Below are 21,882 nucleotides of genomic sequence, written 5' to 3' on the forward strand. Positions count from 1 at the left end.
AATACTTTAAGATCATAAAAGCGTTTACTATCAAGACTGGCCGGGGACTGAAACGGTTGCGCTTTTATCGCTATCATTTACTAAAATCAAAATACAAGACCATTTTCAAGGCCCTTGCCGGGTCTTTTTCATAATCGTAAAATATATTTTTCATTCCCATGGGACCAGTAGTTTCATTACGCTGTGTCTTGGTTCCAATACTGCTGATGCCCTGCATAAAAGAGATATCTCCCGATGGGAAGATGGGCTCATAATTATGCCATTGATCTGTTTTCCAGGCTGGAGTAAACAGGCGTAAAAACATATCTTCTGTTGCTGTAATTACCGTAAAACTATTATTTGTCGTAATGAACTGGGCCTTGTAAAAATTGCTGTAATACCCTTTAAATTCGGGATATACCCATGGAGCTTCGCCTGTTTCTGTATTGTTGTATGTTTTATTCCATATACCGAATTGTCCTCCCTTCATGCGATTTTTCCAAACACGGTAAGGGCCATTACCCATGTAGTTGACGGATCGTATTTCTTTTTCAGGAAAAGAAAAATTAATACCGTCAAAGCTCGTAAAATAGGCTCCTGGAAAATATTGTATTTCCAGTTTGATCCAACCGGAAGGATAGATCGTCCATTTAAGTGTATTGCAGCTTTCTTTTTTATCAAAAGTGGATTCAATTATAAAATTAGCTCCATCATTATACCTTTTGATGCGCTTGAAATTATTTTCTCCTTCCTGTACTACAGGGCCATTGCTAAAAGGTAGGGCTCCATTCTTGTTACGTACACTGGTAAGCATTCCGTTAACTTCATTAAAGACAAGTTGCAGATCTTTTACATTTACCAGGATAGCTGTCGTATCTGCAATGGGCACCTGTATCGCATCTTTTCCTTCGCGTACAATGATCCTTTCACTCATTTTGTCAGGACTGGTTACAGGAAAACTCCATGTAAATATTTCTTTCCCAACTTTATCTTTTACTGTTATATACAATACATCAAAATCCATCCAGTTGCTGGGTAAATTCAGTTGCAGTACGCCTTTTGCTCCCGGTAAAATATCAGGGGCCGCAGCAGTTCCATTTATTTCATTTGTAGCATCAAAGCGTTTCAGTTTCCAGGCAAACGAGCAAGTATTTATATTAGTAAAATGATAGCGATTCTCAATATGTAGTTTTCCATCGAAGGCACTGGTCAACTTTCTTTTTTCAAAATACACCGGGCTCCATATTTCTTTAATGGCATAAAAGCTACCCTCCTTTTCATGATGAGGCCCCAATATGCCATCAGCTGCACGAAACTTATCAGTGTCCAGTGAATCATTTTTATCTTTCCGCATTATACCCTGGTCAGTAAAATCCCATAAAAATCCACCTGCACTTAAAGGATCATGCCACATCTTTTCCCAATAATCTTCCAGCCCTGCACCATGCCCGCCATCAAATTGTCCGTGTAAAAATTCTGTTGGCATTACGATCTCATTTCCATTTTCATAATTACCAATACCATAATTGTATTCACGGTAATGTTGTGTTTCAATGCCGTTAAATAATTGCCAGGGATGTATTACGGGTCTTTTTTGTATATCAAATTCTGTAAAATATTTATCCAGGTCAAGATTATGGCCACCTTCATTGCCATTAGCCCACATAATGATAGAAGGATGCAACCGGTCATGATCGATCATTTCTTTCACCAATTTTATTCCGGTGGGTGTATCGTAATGTCCATGCCAACCCGCCAGTTCATCTATCACAAATAAACCCAAAGAATCGCAGGCATCTAAAAAATGATCGTCAGGAGGATAATGACTGCAACGTACAGCATTCATATTCATTTCCTTTATCAGCGCCACATCTTCAATGCTGTTCTGTTTACTTAAAGCTCTCCCCGTTTCTGGTCTAAAAGGGCTGCGGTTCACTCCTTTCATTTTTACTTTTATGCCATTCACATAAATACCGTCGCGTTGTTTCACTTCAACGGTACGAAAGCCGAACTTTTTTGTGACCGTATGCAATATTTTTCCTTTATACGAAATCGTGAACACAGCTTTGTATAAAGCGGGAGATTCAGGAGTCCATAATTTTGCCTTGGGAAATTTTTGCTGCGCTAAAAAACTATTCCATGCATTATCATTGAGATTTTTTGCCTTTATACTTCCATATATTTTTCCTTTATCATCATAGATGTTTGCGTTTACATCAAACTTTACATTAGCATCAGTGGTATTTATCCATGCCGCAAAACCTCCTTTTGCATCCGCATCAATGCTGATATCGGTAAAATGAGTTCCGGGCAAGGCTTCCAGGTACACCGGCCTGAAGATTCCGCCAAACAACCAAAAATCAGCTTTGCGTTCTGCTTCATTCACTGATTGATTGGCTGAATGCTTTGCAACAGTGACTTCGAGTAAATTCTTTGCATCATATTTCAATAACTTACTCACATCGTATTTAAAAGCATAGAATGCTCCCTGGTGGATTTCACCAGCGGAAATACCATTCACTTTTACTGCTGCATCTGTCATCACCCCTTCAAATACAAGATTCACGTTTTTATTTTTCCATGAAGGATCAACCGAAAATTCATATTTATACAACCCCTTTTCTTTTCCTCTTATGCTGTCTTTAGCAAAGCCGTAATCATATTTTCCAAAGCCCTGCAATTCCCAGCAGGAAGGAACTGGGATGCTGGTCCATTTATTGGCATTCATTCCACCGGTACAAAAGAACTGCCAGTCTACAGTATGATCACTTCCGGTGCCGGACAAATATTTTATCTCCGTTTGCTGGCTGTACACTGCAAATGGTAACGATAAAAAGAAAGCCAATAATATTTTTTGCAACTGGTGGTTCATTACTGTTTAAACTTTTCTGCAAGCGGGTTATTGGTTCTGAAAGGCAATGCAGGTAATCCATTCTTATTATACAGGTTGGAGTGATCCGCTTCGTTCCATCCAAAACGTGCTGCAACAGGATGATCTACACCTGCAGCAAATACTTCTACTGTATTATTTTTTATTGCCGCTGTGGCAGGAACAAATTTTCCATCTGCAGCAGCAATTTCAAAATTACTCAAAGGTTTATTGTCATTGCTTATCAAGCCATTGCCAGTGTATTTAAAACTAAGCACTATTTTATTCTGCTGCAGTTTCATTTTATCATACACTGGCCCCATCGGTACCAATTCTTTTTTACCATACACATTTGATAAAGCTGCAATTGCTAAACGTTTTCCTATTTCCCATTTAAAATGCGGATGCAGGTCATCAATTTTAAAGTTCAGATCAGTGGTTGTGATCATTGCTGTATGCGGTATTTTTAAAGCCAATGCCTGCGCCTCCCAGAATTCCGGCTCACTTTCTTCTGTATAAGGCACCTGTCCTTTTTGCTTGGAATACGCAAAAGGTGCGATCTGCACATAATAAAAAGGCATAGTTGTATTGTTCCATATTTTTCTCCACTGATCCATCAATGCTTTCATCTTATAGCTGTATTGCAAACGTTCGCCTAAAAAACAATTCGACTCTCCCTGGTACCATAAAAAACCTTTGAGTGCAAATGGCGCCAACGGAGCGATCATTGTTTCATAAAACTTGCCGGGCTCACCATCGATCTTATGAGTAGTATCGGTTTGATCACGAAAAAAAGGCAATGCAGTAAATGCTTCTCTTGGCATCCAGGGCTCTATCCTGCTGCCGGGAATAGAGGAGGCGATGACACCAACCGGCACCTGTAACTCTTCATAAATTTTCTTTGCAAAAAAATATCCCACGGCAGAAAATGAGCGCAACGCAGAATCTTCTGCAATATCCCATCCGGAATGCGTGGGATTGGGTTTCATTTTTTTTCTGTCCACTAAAAAAATACGGATATTCTTATTGTGAGCAGTTTGTAATTCATTCACTGGCCAGTCCTTTACACTGTCCGGCATTTCCACCTTACTGTTTTTTCGCATGGTATATTCCATGTTCGATTGACCGGAACATAACCACACTTCACCTACCAGGATATTCTCCAGAGTAATGGAATTATTGAGTGTTTTAATGACCAATTTTTGTGGTGTGGCAGAAGCAGGCATTGCATCCAGCATCACTTTCCAATTGCCTGCTGCGTCAGTAGTTGTTTTTTCTCCTGCCCGTTAAACATTACAGTAACCCCATCGCCTGCATTTGCATAGCCCCATATGGGTACCTGCTGGTTACGTTGCAGCACCATATCATTGCCGATCACTTTAGGTAATGATAATTGTGCAACCCCACTCATACTAATGAGCAGTATACATTGCAGTAACCATATTTTCTTATTGCCGTTCATTTACAATTTGCCGGTTATTTTTTTCAGTTTAGCATCGGAAGCAACTTTCTTCCCATTTGCCCATACGCTTAAACCTTTCCCTTTTTTATATTTTGTCCCGTTCTTGTCCCATATAATCGTAATGAGTTTTCCGTGATACAGAACATTATCAAGACAGAACCAATCCCATTTGTTTGCTGGCAACAAAGGATTTACTTCGATAACATCATCTGCCCTTGGACGTAATCCAACCAATCCTGTAATAATGAGATCATTAAATGTAGAGTGATTGTAATAGCGGCTCCGTTCTTCTCCTTTTAACCATACGCCGGTCTTTTCATCCAGGTATTCACCGATGTAGGGCTTGCCATTTACGTATTGAGATTTTACCAACGTCTCCAATTGATCAAAATAATCTTTGCTGCTCACATATTTTTGCGGTGAATTATTTATCAGGTTAGCCATTGCCGTTAGTGTCTGTGCAGTGGCAAATGGCCATACAGCACCATCCCATTCGCATTTGCAACAACCGTGTGTGCGGAATAATGGATGGCTCCTGTCGGCTGTGGTAATGCCGTAAGGTGCACAAAAGGTTTTAATATCGGTCAGATTTCTCCAGGCCACATTAAAGCTGCTGTCGGGCATATTGAAATACCAGGGTATAAATCCTATCTCCTCTCTTACATTTGCCAGCGTATCGCCCTGCTCTTTTCTTACTTCAAAAAAATTATGCCCGCTGTTCCATAGTTTATCCTGTACCAATTGTTTTATACTATCTGCTTTATCATTATACAATTTTGCTGCATCATTTTTTTCTGCCAGTTTTTCTATAGTAGCTATTGCCTTTGCATTACCGTACATATACCCGTTAATACTGGGCCTGGGATTTTTTTCTTTCCTCCCACCGCTGATCGTTTCTTCCATCGCATCCCTTACGTCATATTGCCAGAATAAACCATTCGCTGATTTCTTTTCCTGTTCCCAACCAGCATAATCTGCTTCCAGGTCGGGTATGAGATCAGTAATAAATTTTTTATCCGCATTTACAAGGTAGCGGTTATAAACAGCATCCTCATTCCAGCCACTATAAGCACGAAGTTTTTTCATTGCCTTGCCTTCATTGCCACGGAACCAGATGTGCAGGTTATCATCCAGGTATTTTTGATCATGCAGCCATCTTGCCTCATAAATGTGATGCCCCAGTGCACTCGAAATCAAATTATATTTATCAGCATATGTGCGTTGCACCAAAAATTCAGTGAACGCAAAACCTTGTTCTGTTTGTTTAATATGCTTGCGCAGCGTCCACCAGCGGTAATAAAAAAGTTCTTCGAAATTTTTCTGCGGGCATTCAAACAGCGGAATATTTTTTTGCATCCATGACCATGCACTGTCATTGGGGACGGCCTGTTTGATGTTCTCATCTTCCATTGTATTAAAGCGATCAACATAATGTTTAAAAGAAGCCTGCTTTAATACCAACGGTTTAACTTGTGCTAATATAGAATGCCGCATGAGAACGCACCATGCAAAAAAAGAAATATACCTGGTCAATCTATTCATTGTTTATTTATTGCTTTACACCAGCCGTTATAATATGTATTTACTTTTACAGTATCAGCCGCCGGATGGTATTTTGTTTTTGTTGTATTTAAATCACGAAGGGCGTTGATGCTGTCATATACTCCCGCTTTCAATCCCGCCAGGTAAGCAGCGCCCAATGCAGATACATCCGGCATACCAATGGCAGCTACCTCCTTATCCAAAACATCTGCTGTAAACTGCATTACAAATTTATTGGCAGTTATGCCTCCATCTGCATTCAATGCTGTTAATGATATTGCGGCATCATTCTCCATCGCCACTATCACATCTTTTACCTGGTAGGGTATCGATTCGAGTGCGGCCCTTATTATATGCTCTTTAGTGCTGCCAAAGCTGATGCCTGTTAAAGAAGCCTTGCGCTCCATATCCCAATGCGGCGATCCTAAGCCGCTGAATGCGGGCACCAGGTACACGCCGCCATTATCAGCTACAGCATTAGCCATTTGTTCTGTTTGTTCACTATTGTTAAAAAGACCCAGTTTATTCTTCAACCATTCAATGGTAGCGCCGCAACTCACTATCACTCCTTCCAGTGCATAGTCTATGCGGCCATCCATACTCCAGCAAATAGTGGTCACCATTCCATTGGTAGAGGCAACCGGTTTATCACCAATATTCATTAATATACTGCACCCTGTGCCCATCGTAGCTTTGGCGGTTCCCTTTTCAAAACAACCTTCACCAAATGCAGCCGCATGCGAATCGCCGATCAATGCGGTAACAGGTACTTCGTTATCAAACAGGCCATCCAGGGTTGTTGTGCCAAACATTTGCGATGATGATTTGATCTCCGGCAGGTTGATACCTGTCAGGCCAAATATGTCGACCAGGTCTGTATCCCATTGTAGCGTATGCAGGTTAAATAATAAAGTGCGGGAAGCATTGGTATAATCCGTTGCATATACTTTTCCATTGGTAAATTGATACAGCAACCAGGTATCGATGGTACCGAAATATGCTTCACCATTTTGTATAGCAGATCTTACCATTTCGTTGTTGCGGAAAAGCCAGATCAGTTTGGTGGCAGAAAAATAAGGATCGATGACCAATCCCGTTTTTTGTGAGATCATCTGCGAAAGCCCCTGTTGTTTTAATTCCTCACATACCTGTACGCTTCGTTTACATTGCCATACTACCGCATTATACAAAGGCTTACCATCCTTATCCCATACCACAAATGTTTCCCGTTGGTTAGAAATACCAATGGCAGCAGTATCATTCCTGTTCATTCCTTTTTCTGTAAACTGCTGCAGGCATTTTTTTACCGATGCTATTACATTCTCCAAGATCACCATAGGTTCCTGTTCCACAAATCCTGCTGCGAAGTAATGTGTATGCAAATTTTCAGTGCCTTTGGCAACAGCCTGTCCCTGGTCATCAAATATCAATGACTTGGTAGAGCTGGTGCCCTGGTCGATGGCCAATATGTATTTTTTGTTTGACATTTTTATTATCGTTCAGGCCGCTTGGAGCGTCCCGATCTTAATCTCTCTTCTCACCTATTTTATCAATGATCACTGCCAGTAATATCACGGCTCCTTTTACCACCTGTTGCCAGAATGGTGAAACATTCAGCAGCACGAGGCCGTTGTTCAGCACCCCGATGATGATAGCTCCTATAACGGTTCCCCATACACTACCTTTTCCACCACTCAATGATGTACCACCGATCACTACCGCCGCTATCGCATCCAGCTCATAACTCACACCCGCATTGGGTTGGGCAGAATCGAGTCTTGCCGTCACTATCAAACCGCCCAATGCCGCCAGCGCCCCGGCAATGGCATACACCGTAAGCTTTACTTTTTTTATATTGATACCCGAAAGCTTTGCAGCCTGTTCATTACCGCCAATTGCATAAATGTATCTGCCCAGTTTTGTTTTTTGGGTAATGAATACCGCGATCAGTGTTACCACTACCGCCATCCATACCGGAACAGGAATGCCGAGCAATGAGCCGGAACCGATAAATGCAAAATCTTTCCCCAGATTACTGATAGGATGTCCCTTTGTGTACAACATCGTAAATCCTCTTGCGATGGTAAGCATCGCCAGTGTTGCCACAAATGGCGGCACATTGAATTTAGTTACTGTAAATCCATTGAACCAACCCAGCACTGCACCCAATAACAAACCTCCTATTATTGCACCGAGTACGGTGAAGGTAGCGTGAAGATCAAGTGATACAAACGACAGCCCATTTTTATACAGCCCGGCAGTTACTGCACCGCATAAGGCCAATACAGAACCTACTGACAGATCAATGCCGGCCGTCAACACCACCAGTGTCATACCAGTGGCGATACAGATATTTACGGCCACCTGCCGTAATACATTCAGCCCGTTGTCAGCAGTAAAAAATTTATCGGTAAGCACACTGAGTACAATACACAGCAACAGCAACGCAATAAGCGACTGAAATTTCTTAATGTCGAATTTTTGAATAGCAATTCCTTCTTTCATGCAGCAGGTTCGTTTTAATTTTTATGTATCGCATGTTTAAGTATCCCGGCTTCAGTTGCTTCTTCAATTGGCAGCGAAGCTGTTAATTGCCCTTCGCACATTACCAGCACACGGTCTGATACTGCTAGTATCTCGGGCAATTCAGATGACACCATTACAATCCCCATGCCCTCAGCTGCCAGCGATTTCATCAGCTTATATATTTCTGCTTTGGCATTCACATCAATGCCCCTGGTAGGCTCATCCAGTAATAATACCTGCGGATGCGTGGCCAGCCATTTTGCAAGTACTATCTTTTGCTGGTTACCCCCGCTCAGGTTCTTTGCAGCAGCTGTATCCGACGAGGTTTTAATGCCCAATTGATTGATAAAACCTTTCGTAAGTTCTTTTTCCTTTTTGGCATTCAATAGCAATCCCCATTTTTCCAGTTGCTTCAGTACGGTGATACTGATATTCGATTTAATGGTTTGATTCAAAACAAGGCCATGCAGTTTCCGGTCTTCGGGCACCAATGCGATGCCTGCATTGATGGCTTGTGCAGGTGACTTGATCTTTACCGTTTTATTGTTCACTGTAATATTGCCGCTGCCATTTTTGGGATGCAGTCCGAATATCACTTCCATTAATTCTGTGCGACCAGCTCCCATCAACCCATACAGCCCGATGATCTCGCCTTTATGTAAATTGAATGAAACATCTTTTATAATATTGCTGAAGCGGAATAAAGGATGCTTCAGGTTGCAATTTTCCACTGATAATAAAACCGGGGCATCACATATTGTTTTGCCGCTTTTTTCAAAACCCAGTTGCCTCCCCGTCATTTTCTGGATCAACACATCGGGTGAAACTGCTCTCAGTTCTCCTGCATCAACAGTTTTCCCATCACGAAGAATTACATAGTTATCAGCGATGGTAAACAATTCTTTCAGCTTATGTGAGATGTATACAATTGTTTTTCCTTCTTGTTTTAATTGTGTGATGATAGCAAACAGGTTGTCCACTTCTTTATCACTGATGGCGGATGTTGGTTCATCCATGATGATAACAGCTGCATTGCAGTACAGTGCTTTGGCAATTTCCACCAGCTGCTGTTGTCCCACTTTCAATGCCGCGATCTTTGTAGCCGGATCAACCTGTAGATTTACTTTATTCAACAGCGCTTGGGTTTGCTGTTGCATGGCAGCTTTATTTAGTATACCTAAACTATTGGTAATTTCTCTGCCTAAAAAAATATTTTCTGTTATCGATAAGTAGGGCACTAAATTCAGTTCCTGGTGAATGATGGCGATACCGGCTGCTTCAGCTTCTTTTGTATTTTTAAATCGTTGCACTTTCCCATCCAGTACAATCTCCCCTTCGTATTGCGTGTGCACACCGGAGAATATTTTCATCAGAGTGGATTTGCCGGCGCCGTTCTCCCCGATCAAGGCATTTACTTTACCCGGATACAACATCATGTTCACATCACTTAATGCAGCAATGCCGCCAAAGTTTTTACAGATATGCCGGGCTTCCAGTATCATGGTTGCATGCTGATTCGTAAGGGTAATAGTTCCAGTCCCTGCCAGTGAATATGTTTTTATTCAGTTCCACCGCTGCAACAATATTCAGCTGATCTCCTTTTTTAACGGTTGATCTAAATGAAGGCAGCAATTCTGTTCGTACTATTTTATTCAGCGATTCTGAAATATTATTCAGGTCGCTGGTGTTGGGATAATCTTTTACCTGCACCAATCCTGATGCATCACGGATGGCATTGCCATAGATATATTCGGTAGCAAGTGTTGCTGTTCCGGATGTGTCTCCGGGTTGATCAGCACCATAATTTACTTTCAGCTGGATATCGTCTTCATTTACCTGTGCTACGGTGCCTGTAACTTTTACCAGGCAATAGCGGTAATTGCCAATGCTGAGCGAATTGCCTAATTGATCTATTGCAGAGCTGCCCTTAGCTTCAACAGCGGCTTTGAGTTGTTGCAGGCTGATAGCACTATCGAGCTTTACAGGCATTTTTTCTTTCCACAATTTCTGACTGAATGCGGTGGCGTCAAATTTTTCTGTCACAGCATTTTTCATGGCACTTAATTTTTCAAAATGCACGGACTTGTATGCAAGTAATGCAACTACAGCGATGATCAAACAGTATTTAATGTATTTATTCACGCCTGTTATTTTTTTCCGTAAGCAATATAATCGTTGATATTTTTTGCAGTTACCAGTTCCACAGCCACGGGTACTTTCTGCGGAAAATCACGACGGCCTTTTATATATTCATCTGCATATTGCGCTGCTGTTTCCGCCATCACTTTTGGGAACTGCATGCCGGTTGCTGCCACTTTATTTGCTCCTATAGAAGTGATCACATCTTCTGCACCATCAAAACCAAACACTTTTACTTTATTGGCTTTACCAGCAGCCAGTAATGCCTGGTAAGCGCCCAGGGCCATGCCATCATTACCGCAAAACACGCCGTCAATATCAGGATGTGCCTGCAATATCGACTCCATTACTTCCATCGCTTTGTTCTGATCAAAATCGGCACTTTGCTGCGCCACCATTTTAAATCCTTTGTAATTATCCACCACGCTGTGAAATCCTTTGCTTCTTGCCCAGGTATTATTATCGCCTACAATGCCCAGTATCTCTACATAATTCCCTTTTTTATTTAATTGTTGTGTAAAATATTTCCCTATTGCAACAGCACCGGAATAACTATCACTCAGTATCTGCGAAGTAGCCGTGGTCAATGAATTGATCTCCCGGTCCATACAAAACACCGGTATACCTGCATCTTTTGCTTTTTGTACATTGGCGATAGAACCGTCTGCATCGGTGGAGTTGAATAATATTGCATCAAAGCCTGCTACGATTATATTTTCAAAATGATCGCTTTCCAGCGCCGTGTTATTCTGCGAATCAAAGATCTTGGCTTCGTAGCCCAATGCTTTTGCCTTGGCTGCTGCTGTTTCTGCCAAAAAAACGAACCAGGGATTATTGAGCGTAGATACGACTACGGCCATTTTCCCCGTCTTCTTTTTTTCCGGCGCTTTACTGTTACAGGCATATAGTGCAACTGCAACGAGTAATAGCATTGAAATTATTTTTTTCATCAGCAAGATGTTTTATACGTTTTGAACCACTAAGACACTAAGGGCACAAAGAGTCACGAAGTTTTTTTCTACCTATTTAATAGCCTTATCGCTTCTGCAGCAATACCTTCTCCACTGATGCCATAATGTTTAAAAATATCCATCTGAGGACCGGTAACGGTATACTCATCCGGGATACCCATTATTTTAAATGGTTTTGCTATTCCTTCCTGCATTAAAAAGGAGGCTACAGCTTCCCCGAGGCCACCGTACACACTGTGCTCTTCCACGGTTATAACTGCTTTGCATTTTTTGGCGAGCGATGAGATCAATGTCGTATCAAGCGGTTTAATGGTATGCATACTTATCACTGTTGCGGCAATACCATTTGCCTGTAATTTTTCCGCTGCCTGTATTGCGGGCTGTACCGTTTCCCCGTTAGCAATAATCGCAATATCGTCGCCTGTTGTAATTATACGCCCCTTGCCAAATGCAAAACCATCACTGTTATCTTTTTTTAAAGCCGGCATTATTTTTTTTCCAAAACGCAGGTATACCGGCACATCGCTTGCCGCAGCAAGTTCTGTTGCCTGCTGTGTTTCAAAATTATCAGCCGGGGCAACAATGATGATATTATTGATAGCACGCAATACTGCAAAATCATGCAGGCTGTGATGCGTACTGCCGAGTGCACCATAACTTACGCCTGCGCTGATGCCCACTACAGTTGCAGCATTATTGCTGTAACAGATATCGTTCTTTATCTGCTCCAGCGATCGGGCTGTTAAAAAACAAGCAGGCGATACCGCAAATACTTTTTTGCCACAACTTGCTAATCCTGCAGCCACACCTACTAAATTCTGTTCTGCAATGCCTACTTCCACGATCTGTTTTGGAAACTTTTTTCCAAACGGCACCAGTTTACCGGAACCTCTTGAGTCGCTGGTAACTGCTATGATGCTTGTATCTGTTTCAGCCAGCCGCTGCAGTGTTTCCGAAAACTCATCCTGGTTCGGTTTATCTGCATCTGCGCTGTACTTAACTTCCTCTGCCATTATTTGTAATTAATTATTGGTAATTGTTTGCATTGCAGCATCCAGTTCCTGCTGCGCCTGTTCGTATTGCTCTTTATTCGGCACACCATGGTGCCATTTCAATTCATTTTCCATAAAGCTTACACCTTTGCCTTTTGTTGTGTGTGCAATGATGACGGATGGTTTATCTTTTTCAAATGGCAATGCCGCAAATGCTGCACGCAGTTCATCAATATCATTGCCATTCACTTCTTTTACAGCCCATCCGAATGCTTTCCATTTTTCATCCAGCGGATCGGTATTCATCACATCTGTTGTTGCAGCTGTTATCTGCAGACTGTTCTTATCCACGATGGCGCACAGGTTATCCAGTTTATAATGCGCCGCGCTTAACGCTGCTTCCCAGTTGCTGCCTTCGGGTAATTCACCATCACCCATCAGTGTAAATACTTTATAATCTTTAGCATCCATTTTTGCAGCAATAGCCATGCCTGTGCATATTGGTAATCCATGTCCTAATGCGCCGGTATTTTGCTCTACACCTTTTACTTTTTTGGTTGGATGACCAATATAATGCGATTGATACTTGCATAATGTTTCCAGGTCGCTCTCAGGAAAAAATCCTTTATCCGCCAGCACTACAAATAATGCTTCGACGCAATGCCCTTTACTTTGTACATAACGGTCACGGTCATTCGAAGTAAAGTTTTCCGGGGAAACATTCAATACATCATTATAGAGTACATTCAAAATATCCGTACAGGATAAACTTCCCCCGGTATGCCCGGCGTTGGCACCAACGATATATTTGAGTATCTTTTTGCGATACTGTATGGATCTTTGTTTCAGTTCTTTTGTTGTCATACTAATTGTGACTATAGGTTTCCCATCCTAAGTAATTTTCAAAAGCTTCTCTTAATATGCCGGCCGTTTTACTGGCGTTCATCACCACGTGATGCTCAAAGCCGTTGCGGCATACATAATTCATCAGGCCCTGCAGGTTATTGATCTGTGCTACTGCACGGTTACCAAATGTATCCAGTGCATCATTTGTCAGTTCACCTTCTCCCACATAAGCTTTAACAATGCCTTTATTATCATCGGTACTGATGCGGCCATAAGTCAGTGGCATTGCCGGTGTTCTTCCATCCAATGCACCATAAGTATTTTCGGTTCCAACACTAGTGCCCAGTATCGGCGCTGTGCTGATCGTGATATCAGGCAAAAACGATTTGGCCCAGTTGCCACAATGGAACAGTACACACTTGGTATCATCATCTGCATAATTATTATTCCAGTCCACTAACGCTGACGGAGACCCGCTGGCCAGCTGCATGGCATACATACTTAATGTTCCCGTTACATCCACTTCGCAGGCGCTGGGCAGCATGTTCTCACTCATCATACTCATGCTGGTGCATACATTGCAGCCATAATTTTTTTGCAGCGATGTCCAGCATTGAATGGCAGTGGCATCCAGGCAATTCTCTTCCATAAAGTTTGCCAGCACCACATCCAGTTTTGCAATTTGAACCAGGCGGTCAGGCGGTGTTTTGCCGGTGCTGGTATAAGCATGTATCTTCTCCAGCTTTTCTTTTACCGCTTTATCATCTGCAGTGAGTTTATTGGCATTGCCTAATATTTCTGACAGATCAACTGTAGTTACAGAAATGCCATTACGTTGTAATAATTTTTCACTGTAACGTACCGTATTAAATGCTGTTGGCCTTGCGCCTACTGCGCCAATACGTACTTTGCGCAATCCATTCACCACCCTGCAGGTTGCAATAAAATTCGTAAGATCAGTAATGAATGATACATCTTTTGGACTTACCACATGCTTTGTGGTAAGTGAATATTTTATACCGTATTGATACAAATTATTGCATACCGATATCTTGCCACACCATGCATCCCTCCTGTTCACCACATCCATTTTTCCAAGATCATCGGGGTAGCCCTGTATTAATACCGGCACATGCAGTCCTGATAATTTAATGGTATCCGCTACTCCTTTCTCATCGCCAAAGTTGGGCAATACCACCAGTATGCCATCGATCTCATCTGCATGTTTTCTAAACAGCGCTGCACATTTCTGTGCTTCCGCAAATGTTTCCACACCGCCCAGCTTACTATCTGCATCACTTAGCATTACGGGAGTAATGTTCAATTTTTTAAACAGGTCCAGTATCTCTGTTCTTGCTTCGGCAACCAGTTTATCAGGAAAAAAATCCCTGTTACCAATGATCACGCCTAACGTGCTGTTCTTTATTGCTGGCATAGTATTATAATGAGTTTGTTGTTAAATAATGAATGTAGTATACGGCTTCTTTATCTTTCCTGTTGGGATTGGGCAGATCATAATCCTGGTCGGTAGGTGTATCTGCATCCGGGAAACGACGCACATCCCCTGTGCGGAATGTGATACGTTCCACACTTTGAACAGGCGCAAAGCATAAATTACTGGAAGGTTTGCCACCATTGATGGTTACTGTATAAAACCGGGTCGCAGTATTCAATTCAATCTTAAAAGCAAGTACTTCGCCTGCATTGTATTTTCCGAGCGATTTATTACGGTAGCCTTGTTTGGTAAGTATACTACCGGTTGAATCGAGCATGATGCGCAGGCAAGGTGTACCTTTCGCATCTATTAATTCTATTTCCAGTTCTCCGTTGCTGGTTTGCTGTGGCGTAACAGAAAAAGAAAGATTTACTTTTTTTGCAACAGGAAAAACACGTTCTGCTTTTGCATAATCAAATGGATCACTGTCGTGCAAAGCCACCGCATCAAGATTCTTATACTGTTCAGTAAGCACTTTGCATAATAAAGGGCTATAAATGTTCCATGACTTGAGTTGTTCGCCATGATTCATCAATGCAAATGTTTCATTTACATCTTTAGTTTCTTTTTCTTTTACCGGCACCGGTATTTCACTGATCCAGATATCTTCTTTATTCATGCTATAGGTAACCCACATATTACCGCCTGGCACAACGCCATCCATTTCCTGTATGCCACGTACGTATTGCGGTCCATAACTTTTATAAGCACCTCCGTAACGAAGCGAAGTGATCTCTCCATTTACCAGTAATAAATTTTTATAGTTCAATCCGTCATCGCTTACACTGATGGCCAGCGGCCAGCGGAATTCGGAAGGATTATACACGGTTGCATATCTTCCATCGCTGGTTTTTTGTCCCCATATCTTTGCATTAGCATTTACAAATCCCGGCGCTCTTAATGGTCCATACTGCCATGTTTTGCCTTCGTCTTTACTGATACTTGTTAACGCATATTTCCAAAGTCCAACAACATTGCCATTGGGTAAATGATAATAATTAAAAGCTTTAAAATCTTTTTGTAATGGAATTAAAGGATCGTTACGGTCCGCTTCCTCCACCATCTGCTGCATCAGCAATGGTGTGGCAAGTATCTCTTCGCAGGCTTTTACAAATGCTGCATCTTTGGCGGTTTTATAAAAAGGATATAAAGTATTTTTTTCGTTAAACGCATGATTGTAGCGTAAGAAATAAATGGGCCCAAAACTTCCGTCTGCTTTAATTTCCCTGATCACCCTGCCGATGCCATTGCCATCATTCGGATCATCGTGTGCGCCCAAAACAATCCCGTAATATCCCAGGGCAAAGAGTTTTTTACTTTTGGATGTATAGAATCCAATGCGCTGGTGCATTACCGCAAAAGTATTTTTAGCAGTATCCTTTCTTCCTTCTTTTACTGTTCCATCCGGAATTTTATATTCAGGAAATATCACAACAGGCGCATCCCAGTTATACCCATCTTTTGAACGCTGCAACACAGTTCTTCCCGGCGGCACATGCTCGCCCACAGGTGTACATAAATATTCCAGGTAAAAACTATTGTTCCAGTAAGCCAGCATGGGCTGATGGTTGTAGGTCCAGTTTGTAGTGCCGGTGTCCCCACGGTTGGCACGCATTACCTGTATATTGTGCACGCCAATAGCGGGAGATAATTGTCCATGATGATAATCTACATTGGATAATGTATTGCCGGTATAGTGCACCGTATCCTGGGCAATTAATAATGAATAATTGATAATGAATAATATGGTAATGACAATCCTCATTTGTTTATTTTTTTGCTGCTCATTTTGCCGGCAGTATTTTTTGAGCTGCTTTTCTTTTTACAATTAGAACTGTTCCGTGCTTATGGCCTTCCGGTATACTCACCAAACTATCCGCTTTTATAAATGTTTTAAAATCTTTTGTAAATGATGCTTCGTAAGTTTTCTTTTGATAAGCATCATAATAAATAAGCCAACCTTTTTTTACTTTGGCTACTGAAGGCCCTTCTGTGAATTTTTCTGTAAAGGGCGCCGACATATTTTCATAAGGGCCTAGCGGGTCTTTTGCAAATGCCACTTTAATATTTCTTTCCGGCCTTGTATTGTCTTTCACCACTAATACATAATCTTTTGATCCTCTCTTTATAATTTCGGCATCGATCGAACTGAATTTTGGATCGAGGAATAATTTTGTATCACTGTATGTTTTAAAATCTTTTGTGGTGGTATAATACAGGCGGTGATTATTGTTCTCATCTTCAATGCCTTTTTCAAACCGATTGGGAATGCAGGAGGCAAATACAATGATGTATTCCTTCTTTTCATCATCATAAAATAATTCCGGCGCCCACACATTTTTCACCGTTGGTTCATTTTGCATTACAGGTACATATTGCTGTTCGCTCCAGTAAATGAGGTCTTTGCTGGAAGCATAACCAAACCCATTGCCATCTTTCCATTCCGTTGTCCATACCAGGTGAAAAGTGCCATCGGGTCCCTGCAACATGGATGGGTCCCGCATTATTTTATCTTTCCCTATCAAGGGCTTTAAATAAATACTGTCAATTGCCTTCCAGTGATAACCATCTTTGCTGTACAGCATTCTTAGCCCTTCGTTGGCCGGCTCATGAAATGAAGTGAAGAGATATACTTTATGGGAACAGGCGGTTAAAAGAACAATAAGGCTCAATATGGTGTATACTTTCCGGTTCATTATTTTTCCAGTATTAATACCCAGTCATTACCATTTCCTTTTTCGCCGGGTGGAGTGAATGTGCTGGCCAGCGGATTGAATTTAAAATCCTTTACAGGGATCACCTGGCTGTCTGATGGACTGAACCAGGTTGCTTTTGTTGGTTTGAAATTCAGTTTTTTTGTTAACACATTTATGTTCCTCGCATTGTACACATAGAACATGGCATAGCCTTTTCCTTTGGTGGCCAGTACCCGGTTGTATTTATCGCCATTGTCAATCACCAGTTCCTGCGCAGGTGTGCGGTCAAAATAACTTTTGCTAAGTATCAGTTCTTTTAAATATTGCATTTGTCCTGCACCGGGTGCATTGATCTCATCATCCCAGTTTTTATTGGCGCCAAAACTTGACCCTTTATCAGTCGTTCTGTAAAACTGCATTACAGAATTATTACCATAAGTAAAACCACATCCGCCTGCAAATACACTCCAGTAAGCGTAGCGGCGCACATCAGCTGCCGTCCATCTTTTTTCTGATGAATCATGCAGGCCATGCGGAATATTTTCATAAGATGGTTCTCCGTCTAATGTTGGTTTAACAGGTGTCAATTTATAATCATCATTCACATATTTCCAGTTATCCTCTCCGTAGTGCAATGTTTCTGTTGACACAGTATCCTGTTCATAACGCTTATGGCCGCTCTGGAACATATTAAAATCCAGCCATGCTTCATTGTGAAACCAGGCAGAAGAGGAATTCCTTCCCCGCGGGTGAAAACCAATTAAATGATCTTTATCGATAGAACGGAGTGTATTGCCGATCATATTCCATTTATCCAGTGCATCACTACCCTTGATATCACCGCCATTCAGCCAGATGATATTGCTGTGCTGTTTATAGTGGTTCGCCAAAAAGGTAGCATAAGCCTTACATTGATCTACTGAAACATGCTTGATGTTTCCTCCCCAGATAGGTACCAGTGCTATATAAATTCCCCGCTTAGCTGCTTCTCGAATAACAAAATCTGCATTGGTCCAGTAGTTGTTGACAAAATTCTGATTGGGTTTCGAAATATCTTTATTTACCAAAGCCGAATCTCCATAAGCATTGGTGATATTCAATTCGTGCAACAGCATTACCTGTATCACATTAAAACCCTTGGCCTTTCTATCGTCCAGGTATTTAATAGCTTCTTCCCGCTTGCATTTTTTAAACAGCAGCCAGCCGGTATCTCCCATCCAAAAAAATGGTTTGCCATCTTTGGTTTGAAAATATCTTTTATTGGCAGATATCTTTAACTGCTGCAGTTGCGCATGGGAAGCAAATACAACCAATAATAATGCTATGGTAAAATACTTTTTCATTATTTTATTTTTCACGCAAAGGCGCAAAGCAAGAATAGGCAAAGGCATTCGCATCTTTGCCTGAAAATTCCCGGTTTATTTTTTCTCCAGTTTTTTTGTTTCGGTATTATAAATGATACTATTCTTTCCGTCACTCAAAATATACTCATTCTTATTTTCAGACGCAACAGGTTTCATCGTAGCTGCTGCTTTTAATAAACCTGCATCAATTGTTGCAGGTAATACCGGCAAACTTCCCCCGGCCATAAATGCAGCCATACCAAAATCAGTATAGCTATCTCCTGAATAACTTACTGCCTTCGTGGGATATTTTTCCCGGTATTCTTTTACAGCCCTGTATACCTGTTCAAAAGAGGCTTTCTTAGGTTTTAATAATCTTGCATGCTGGCGGGGTGCTAAATTCTGTCCGCCCTTTGGTTCGTAAGTAGTTCCGTCTGCCTGGTAATGCCAATAGCGGATATCGATCAGGTCAACTACAGCTGCATAAGCGGGATTGCTTAATATCGAATCCTGTACATCTTTTGTAACGCATAATCCAATGATAGGATGTTTACCGGTTTCTTTTTCCCAATCCTTTACCACATCCAGCCAGAATTTTACAAAATGCAATGGCCCGGTAAATTCTTCACCAATGAATTGTATCACACCATTGTTGTCTTTAAAATTATTCAGACATTGGCGGATGAATTTTTTATGCAGTTCCCTTCTTACAGGATTAGAGATATCATAGAACTGTTCTGCCAAAAATATTCTTTTATCACCCGCAAATGGTGGTGGCTCAGGAAAACCAGTATTATTAATATTGTTGGCAGTGCGCCAGGGAAAATCAACATAGTGTGCGCCTGCTTCAATAATATTGTGCTGAAAATAATCCTGGTGCACCAGCACTAATCCTTTCTGATCTGCCAGGTCCGCAAATTGTTTTAAGCGGGTCCAGTAAAATAAATTGTATTTGGTAAGATCGTATTTGCTCAATCCATCCCAGGCAGTATCCTTACCGCTTCTTGCAAAAGGCAATTCATAAAACGGTGGCCATACATCTCCATCCATCCTTCTTATGCGTTCATGATTGTCCCTGCGCAGGTCGTACCATAATCCATAATTATGTTCCATTGCAATGATATGTTTTGCCTTCATATCATCTGTTACTTCATTCAGGTCATCTGTCAACCCATTACCTGTTCTGCCCGGAACAAAACGGGTGATATGCGGTTTGGCTGTTACCAGGTCGTTACCTTGTACACCGCCATTCCACCAGGGCACAATATTCCTTGCTCCCGCCAACACTTCATCACCCCGTATCAGCCAGCCATTCTTTACCTGCATGGGTGGTGCCAATACGGGTACCGGTATCTTTTTTATTCCAACTTCGTCTACAGTCTTAACATTTGCAGCGTTAGTGGGAATATTGTTTCTTTTATACGCTTCGTCTATCCATTGCTGTAATAACACCCGTGGTTTCGCTGATTGTTTTGTCAACTCTGCCGCTACTTCCACCGAAGGACTGCTGGATGCATCCGTAGGTACATTTAATATCTGCGCCTGTGCATCCACGTTTTTATTGAGCCTTGCTGCCAGTTGCCCGTAATACAGGCTTCTTGGATTAATAGCATTGTTCGATTCTGCCCAATATCCATCACCGCTGAACTGCGCCCAACTACCGAAGGACCAGTTTTGCGCTGTTGGCGGTTTATAACAATCTATCACCGCAGCAGTACAGTTCCAGAACAAACTGTTAGCAGCTGACCAACCGGCGCCATTACCATACTGGCCACGGTTGCCAAAACGCAATGCATTGCCATCTACATTCACAATATCAAATAAAACGCCGGAAGCCCAGCTATCGATACCGCCGCTGAAATTATAAGGCCTGATGGATTCGCATTGCACAAAAGCATTCGGACCCGGTGCACAATAACCTACCGCAAAATCATGATAGCCATATTCTGCATAGCAGCGTTGAAATAATGTCTGCTGGCCCGTAGTTAAAAAAGTATAACGTCTTTGTCCTCCTATTTCCGATACAGGATGCAATGATTTACAATCCTCCACCGTAATCCTTTTGGATGTTTCCAGCACACTCACTGCTGAGCCAGCAAAATTCTCGAAGCTTATTTGCCTTACCCAGCAATCTTCGGCAGCTTCCACGTTAATGGCGTTCCAGCGATGATCTTCGTCTTTTACATTTGCTTTATCATAAGTGGATACACAACGGATATTTTCAATACCACAGTTATTGATCCTGCCATTACCGGTATAAAAATAAATAGTAGCACCACCGTAAGTAGTATCCAGCGCAGTAGTAATCGGCGCATCAATGGTGATAGTAGTGCCTTCAATTTTTGTAATCTTTCTGTCGAAGAAAATATCTCGGTCGCCGGGTTTCCAACCCAATGCAGAAATACCGCCACCAAACATATCGGTACCGAGCGTTTCGATCCATTTTTTTGTGGATGGACGACGGATGATTATTTTATCAGAATGTTCTTTAGTTAAAATAGCATCACTTACATTAAAGCTGGTGCCGTTCACCGGCACATAAGCATCTGTAATTTTTAAACCATATAGGTCTTTTGGAATATCGTTTTTACCAATAATTTTAATCAAGGCCAATCTTCCTGTGCCAGCTCCAATCAAAGTGGTACCGTTACTACCGGCACCGCATCCACGAAGTACAACTCCTGATGCAGTAATTCTTAATTGTTCGTACACTTCATAAGTGCCTTTCTGCAATAACACCGCACCGCGAAAGCCATTGGCATCAGGTGTTAATGAAGCCACATAATCCAGTGCTGATTGTATGCGCAATGTGGCATCGCCTTTTGTTACCGGTACGGTGATCTTTATGTCAACATTGGGGATGGGCTGTTCGGATGCTTTATAACCGCAGTAAGAAAAATCAGGAATGCGGTTGCCCAGGGAGTCGGGCGTGTAGATGATTTTTCCTTTGTCGACAGCTAAAGGAGCAGGCCTTAAAGGTTTTTGCGCCAATAAAGCCTGCTGTACACTAAAAACTACTGCT

Annotated in this window: 16 protein-coding genes; all 16 read right to left on the reverse strand. The window is 41.8% G+C overall.

Going from position 1 to position 21,882, the window contains the following annotated elements; translation table 11 throughout:
* Nucleotides 1-73: 73 nt before the first annotated feature.
* Nucleotides 74-2,851 carry a glycoside hydrolase family 2 protein gene (locus QM738_RS16330; protein WP_462277798.1) on the reverse strand — a complete coding sequence of 926 codons (2,778 nt, stop codon included), beginning with the start codon at nt 2,849-2,851 and terminating at the stop codon, nt 74-76.
* Nucleotides 2,851-4,086, reverse strand: coding sequence for a sialate O-acetylesterase (locus QM738_RS16335; RefSeq protein WP_462277799.1), 1,236 nt, complete (start codon nt 4,084-4,086; stop codon nt 2,851-2,853). The genes QM738_RS16330 and QM738_RS16335 overlap by 1 nt, the downstream gene beginning before the upstream one ends.
* Nucleotides 4,086-4,310 (reverse strand): hypothetical protein, encoded by a 225-nt coding sequence (locus QM738_RS16340; RefSeq protein WP_462277800.1) that lies wholly within the window; start codon nt 4,308-4,310, stop codon nt 4,086-4,088. The genes QM738_RS16335 and QM738_RS16340 overlap by 1 nt, the downstream gene beginning before the upstream one ends.
* Nucleotides 4,311-5,852, reverse strand: coding sequence for an MGH1-like glycoside hydrolase domain-containing protein (locus QM738_RS16345; protein WP_462277801.1), 1,542 nt, complete (start codon nt 5,850-5,852; stop codon nt 4,311-4,313).
* The gene (locus QM738_RS16350) at nt 5,849-7,339 is read right to left on the reverse strand and encodes an FGGY family carbohydrate kinase (protein ID WP_462277802.1); all 1,491 of its coding nucleotides are present in this window, start codon (nt 7,337-7,339) and stop codon (nt 5,849-5,851) included. The genes QM738_RS16345 and QM738_RS16350 overlap by 4 nt, the downstream gene beginning before the upstream one ends.
* 37 nt (nt 7,340-7,376) lie before the next feature.
* Complete coding sequence (locus tag QM738_RS16355; protein WP_462277803.1) at nt 7,377-8,357, reverse strand: ABC transporter permease; 981 nt, start codon at nt 8,355-8,357, stop codon at nt 7,377-7,379.
* 14 nt (nt 8,358-8,371) lie between these two features.
* Nucleotides 8,372-9,880 carry a sugar ABC transporter ATP-binding protein gene (locus tag QM738_RS16360; RefSeq protein ID WP_462277804.1) on the reverse strand — a complete coding sequence of 503 codons (1,509 nt, stop codon included), beginning with the start codon at nt 9,878-9,880 and terminating at the stop codon, nt 8,372-8,374.
* Nucleotides 9,852-10,520, reverse strand: a complete 669-nt coding sequence (locus QM738_RS16365; protein WP_462277805.1) for a DUF2291 domain-containing protein — start codon at nt 10,518-10,520, stop codon at nt 9,852-9,854. Before QM738_RS16365 ends, QM738_RS16360 begins: the two co-directional genes overlap by 29 nt.
* Before the next feature lie 5 nt (nt 10,521-10,525).
* Nucleotides 10,526-11,467, reverse strand: coding sequence for a substrate-binding domain-containing protein (locus QM738_RS16370; RefSeq protein WP_462277806.1), 942 nt, complete (start codon nt 11,465-11,467; stop codon nt 10,526-10,528).
* Between the two features lie 68 nt (nt 11,468-11,535).
* Nucleotides 11,536-12,501, reverse strand: coding sequence for a transketolase family protein (locus QM738_RS16375; RefSeq protein WP_462277807.1), 966 nt, complete (start codon nt 12,499-12,501; stop codon nt 11,536-11,538).
* A gap of 9 nt (nt 12,502-12,510) precedes the next feature.
* Nucleotides 12,511-13,344: a transketolase gene (locus QM738_RS16380; RefSeq protein WP_462277808.1), complete on the reverse strand. Its 834-nt coding sequence runs from the start codon at nt 13,342-13,344 to the stop codon at nt 12,511-12,513.
* A gap of 1 nt (nt 13,345) precedes the next feature.
* The gene (locus QM738_RS16385; protein WP_462277809.1) at nt 13,346-14,761 is read right to left on the reverse strand and encodes an L-fucose/L-arabinose isomerase family protein; all 1,416 of its coding nucleotides are present in this window, start codon (nt 14,759-14,761) and stop codon (nt 13,346-13,348) included.
* Between the two features lie 4 nt (nt 14,762-14,765).
* Nucleotides 14,766-16,586 carry an exo-alpha-sialidase gene (locus tag QM738_RS16390; protein WP_462277810.1) on the reverse strand — a complete coding sequence of 607 codons (1,821 nt, stop codon included), beginning with the start codon at nt 16,584-16,586 and terminating at the stop codon, nt 14,766-14,768.
* Nucleotides 16,587-16,605: 19 nt separating this feature from the next.
* Nucleotides 16,606-17,517 (reverse strand): glycoside hydrolase family 43 protein, encoded by a 912-nt coding sequence (locus tag QM738_RS16395; RefSeq protein WP_462277811.1) that lies wholly within the window; start codon nt 17,515-17,517, stop codon nt 16,606-16,608.
* The gene (locus QM738_RS16400) at nt 17,517-18,860 is read right to left on the reverse strand and encodes a glycoside hydrolase family 140 protein (RefSeq protein ID WP_462277812.1); all 1,344 of its coding nucleotides are present in this window, start codon (nt 18,858-18,860) and stop codon (nt 17,517-17,519) included. The genes QM738_RS16395 and QM738_RS16400 overlap by 1 nt, the downstream gene beginning before the upstream one ends.
* Before the next feature lie 75 nt (nt 18,861-18,935).
* The gene (locus QM738_RS16405) at nt 18,936-21,851 is read right to left on the reverse strand and encodes a DUF6298 domain-containing protein (RefSeq protein WP_462277813.1); all 2,916 of its coding nucleotides are present in this window, start codon (nt 21,849-21,851) and stop codon (nt 18,936-18,938) included.
* Nucleotides 21,852-21,882 lie beyond the last annotated feature (31 nt).

It is taken from the genome of Ferruginibacter sp. (assembly GCF_049840995.1).
In the GTDB taxonomy this organism is placed as follows: Bacteria; Bacteroidota; Bacteroidia; order Chitinophagales; family Chitinophagaceae; genus Ferruginibacter.

Coding starts and splice junctions, on each gene's coding strand:
- QM738_RS16380 (WP_462277808.1), bottom strand. CDS start 13,344: ATGACAACAAAAGAACTGAAACAAAGATCCATACAGTATCGCAAAAAG.
- QM738_RS16340 (WP_462277800.1), bottom strand. CDS start 4,310: ATGAACGGCAATAAGAAAATATGGTTACTGCAATGTATACTGCTCATT.
- QM738_RS16345 (WP_462277801.1), bottom strand. CDS start 5,852: ATGAATAGATTGACCAGGTATATTTCTTTTTTTGCATGGTGCGTTCTC.
- QM738_RS16350 (WP_462277802.1), bottom strand. CDS start 7,339: ATGTCAAACAAAAAATACATATTGGCCATCGACCAGGGCACCAGCTCT.
- QM738_RS16400 (WP_462277812.1), bottom strand. CDS start 18,860: ATGAAAAAGTATTTTACCATAGCATTATTATTGGTTGTATTTGCTTCC.
- QM738_RS16355 (WP_462277803.1), bottom strand. CDS start 8,357: ATGAAAGAAGGAATTGCTATTCAAAAATTCGACATTAAGAAATTTCAG.
- QM738_RS16390 (WP_462277810.1), bottom strand. CDS start 16,586: ATGAGGATTGTCATTACCATATTATTCATTATCAATTATTCATTATTA.
- QM738_RS16335 (WP_462277799.1), bottom strand. CDS start 4,086: ATGCTGGATGCAATGCCTGCTTCTGCCACACCACAAAAATTGGTCATT.
- QM738_RS16370 (WP_462277806.1), bottom strand. CDS start 11,467: ATGAAAAAAATAATTTCAATGCTATTACTCGTTGCAGTTGCACTATAT.
- QM738_RS16395 (WP_462277811.1), bottom strand. CDS start 17,517: ATGAACCGGAAAGTATACACCATATTGAGCCTTATTGTTCTTTTAACC.
- QM738_RS16375 (WP_462277807.1), bottom strand. CDS start 12,501: ATGGCAGAGGAAGTTAAGTACAGCGCAGATGCAGATAAACCGAACCAG.
- QM738_RS16385 (WP_462277809.1), bottom strand. CDS start 14,761: ATGCCAGCAATAAAGAACAGCACGTTAGGCGTGATCATTGGTAACAGG.
- QM738_RS16360 (WP_462277804.1), bottom strand. CDS start 9,880: ATGATACTGGAAGCCCGGCATATCTGTAAAAACTTTGGCGGCATTGCT.
- QM738_RS16330 (WP_462277798.1), bottom strand. CDS start 2,851: ATGAACCACCAGTTGCAAAAAATATTATTGGCTTTCTTTTTATCGTTA.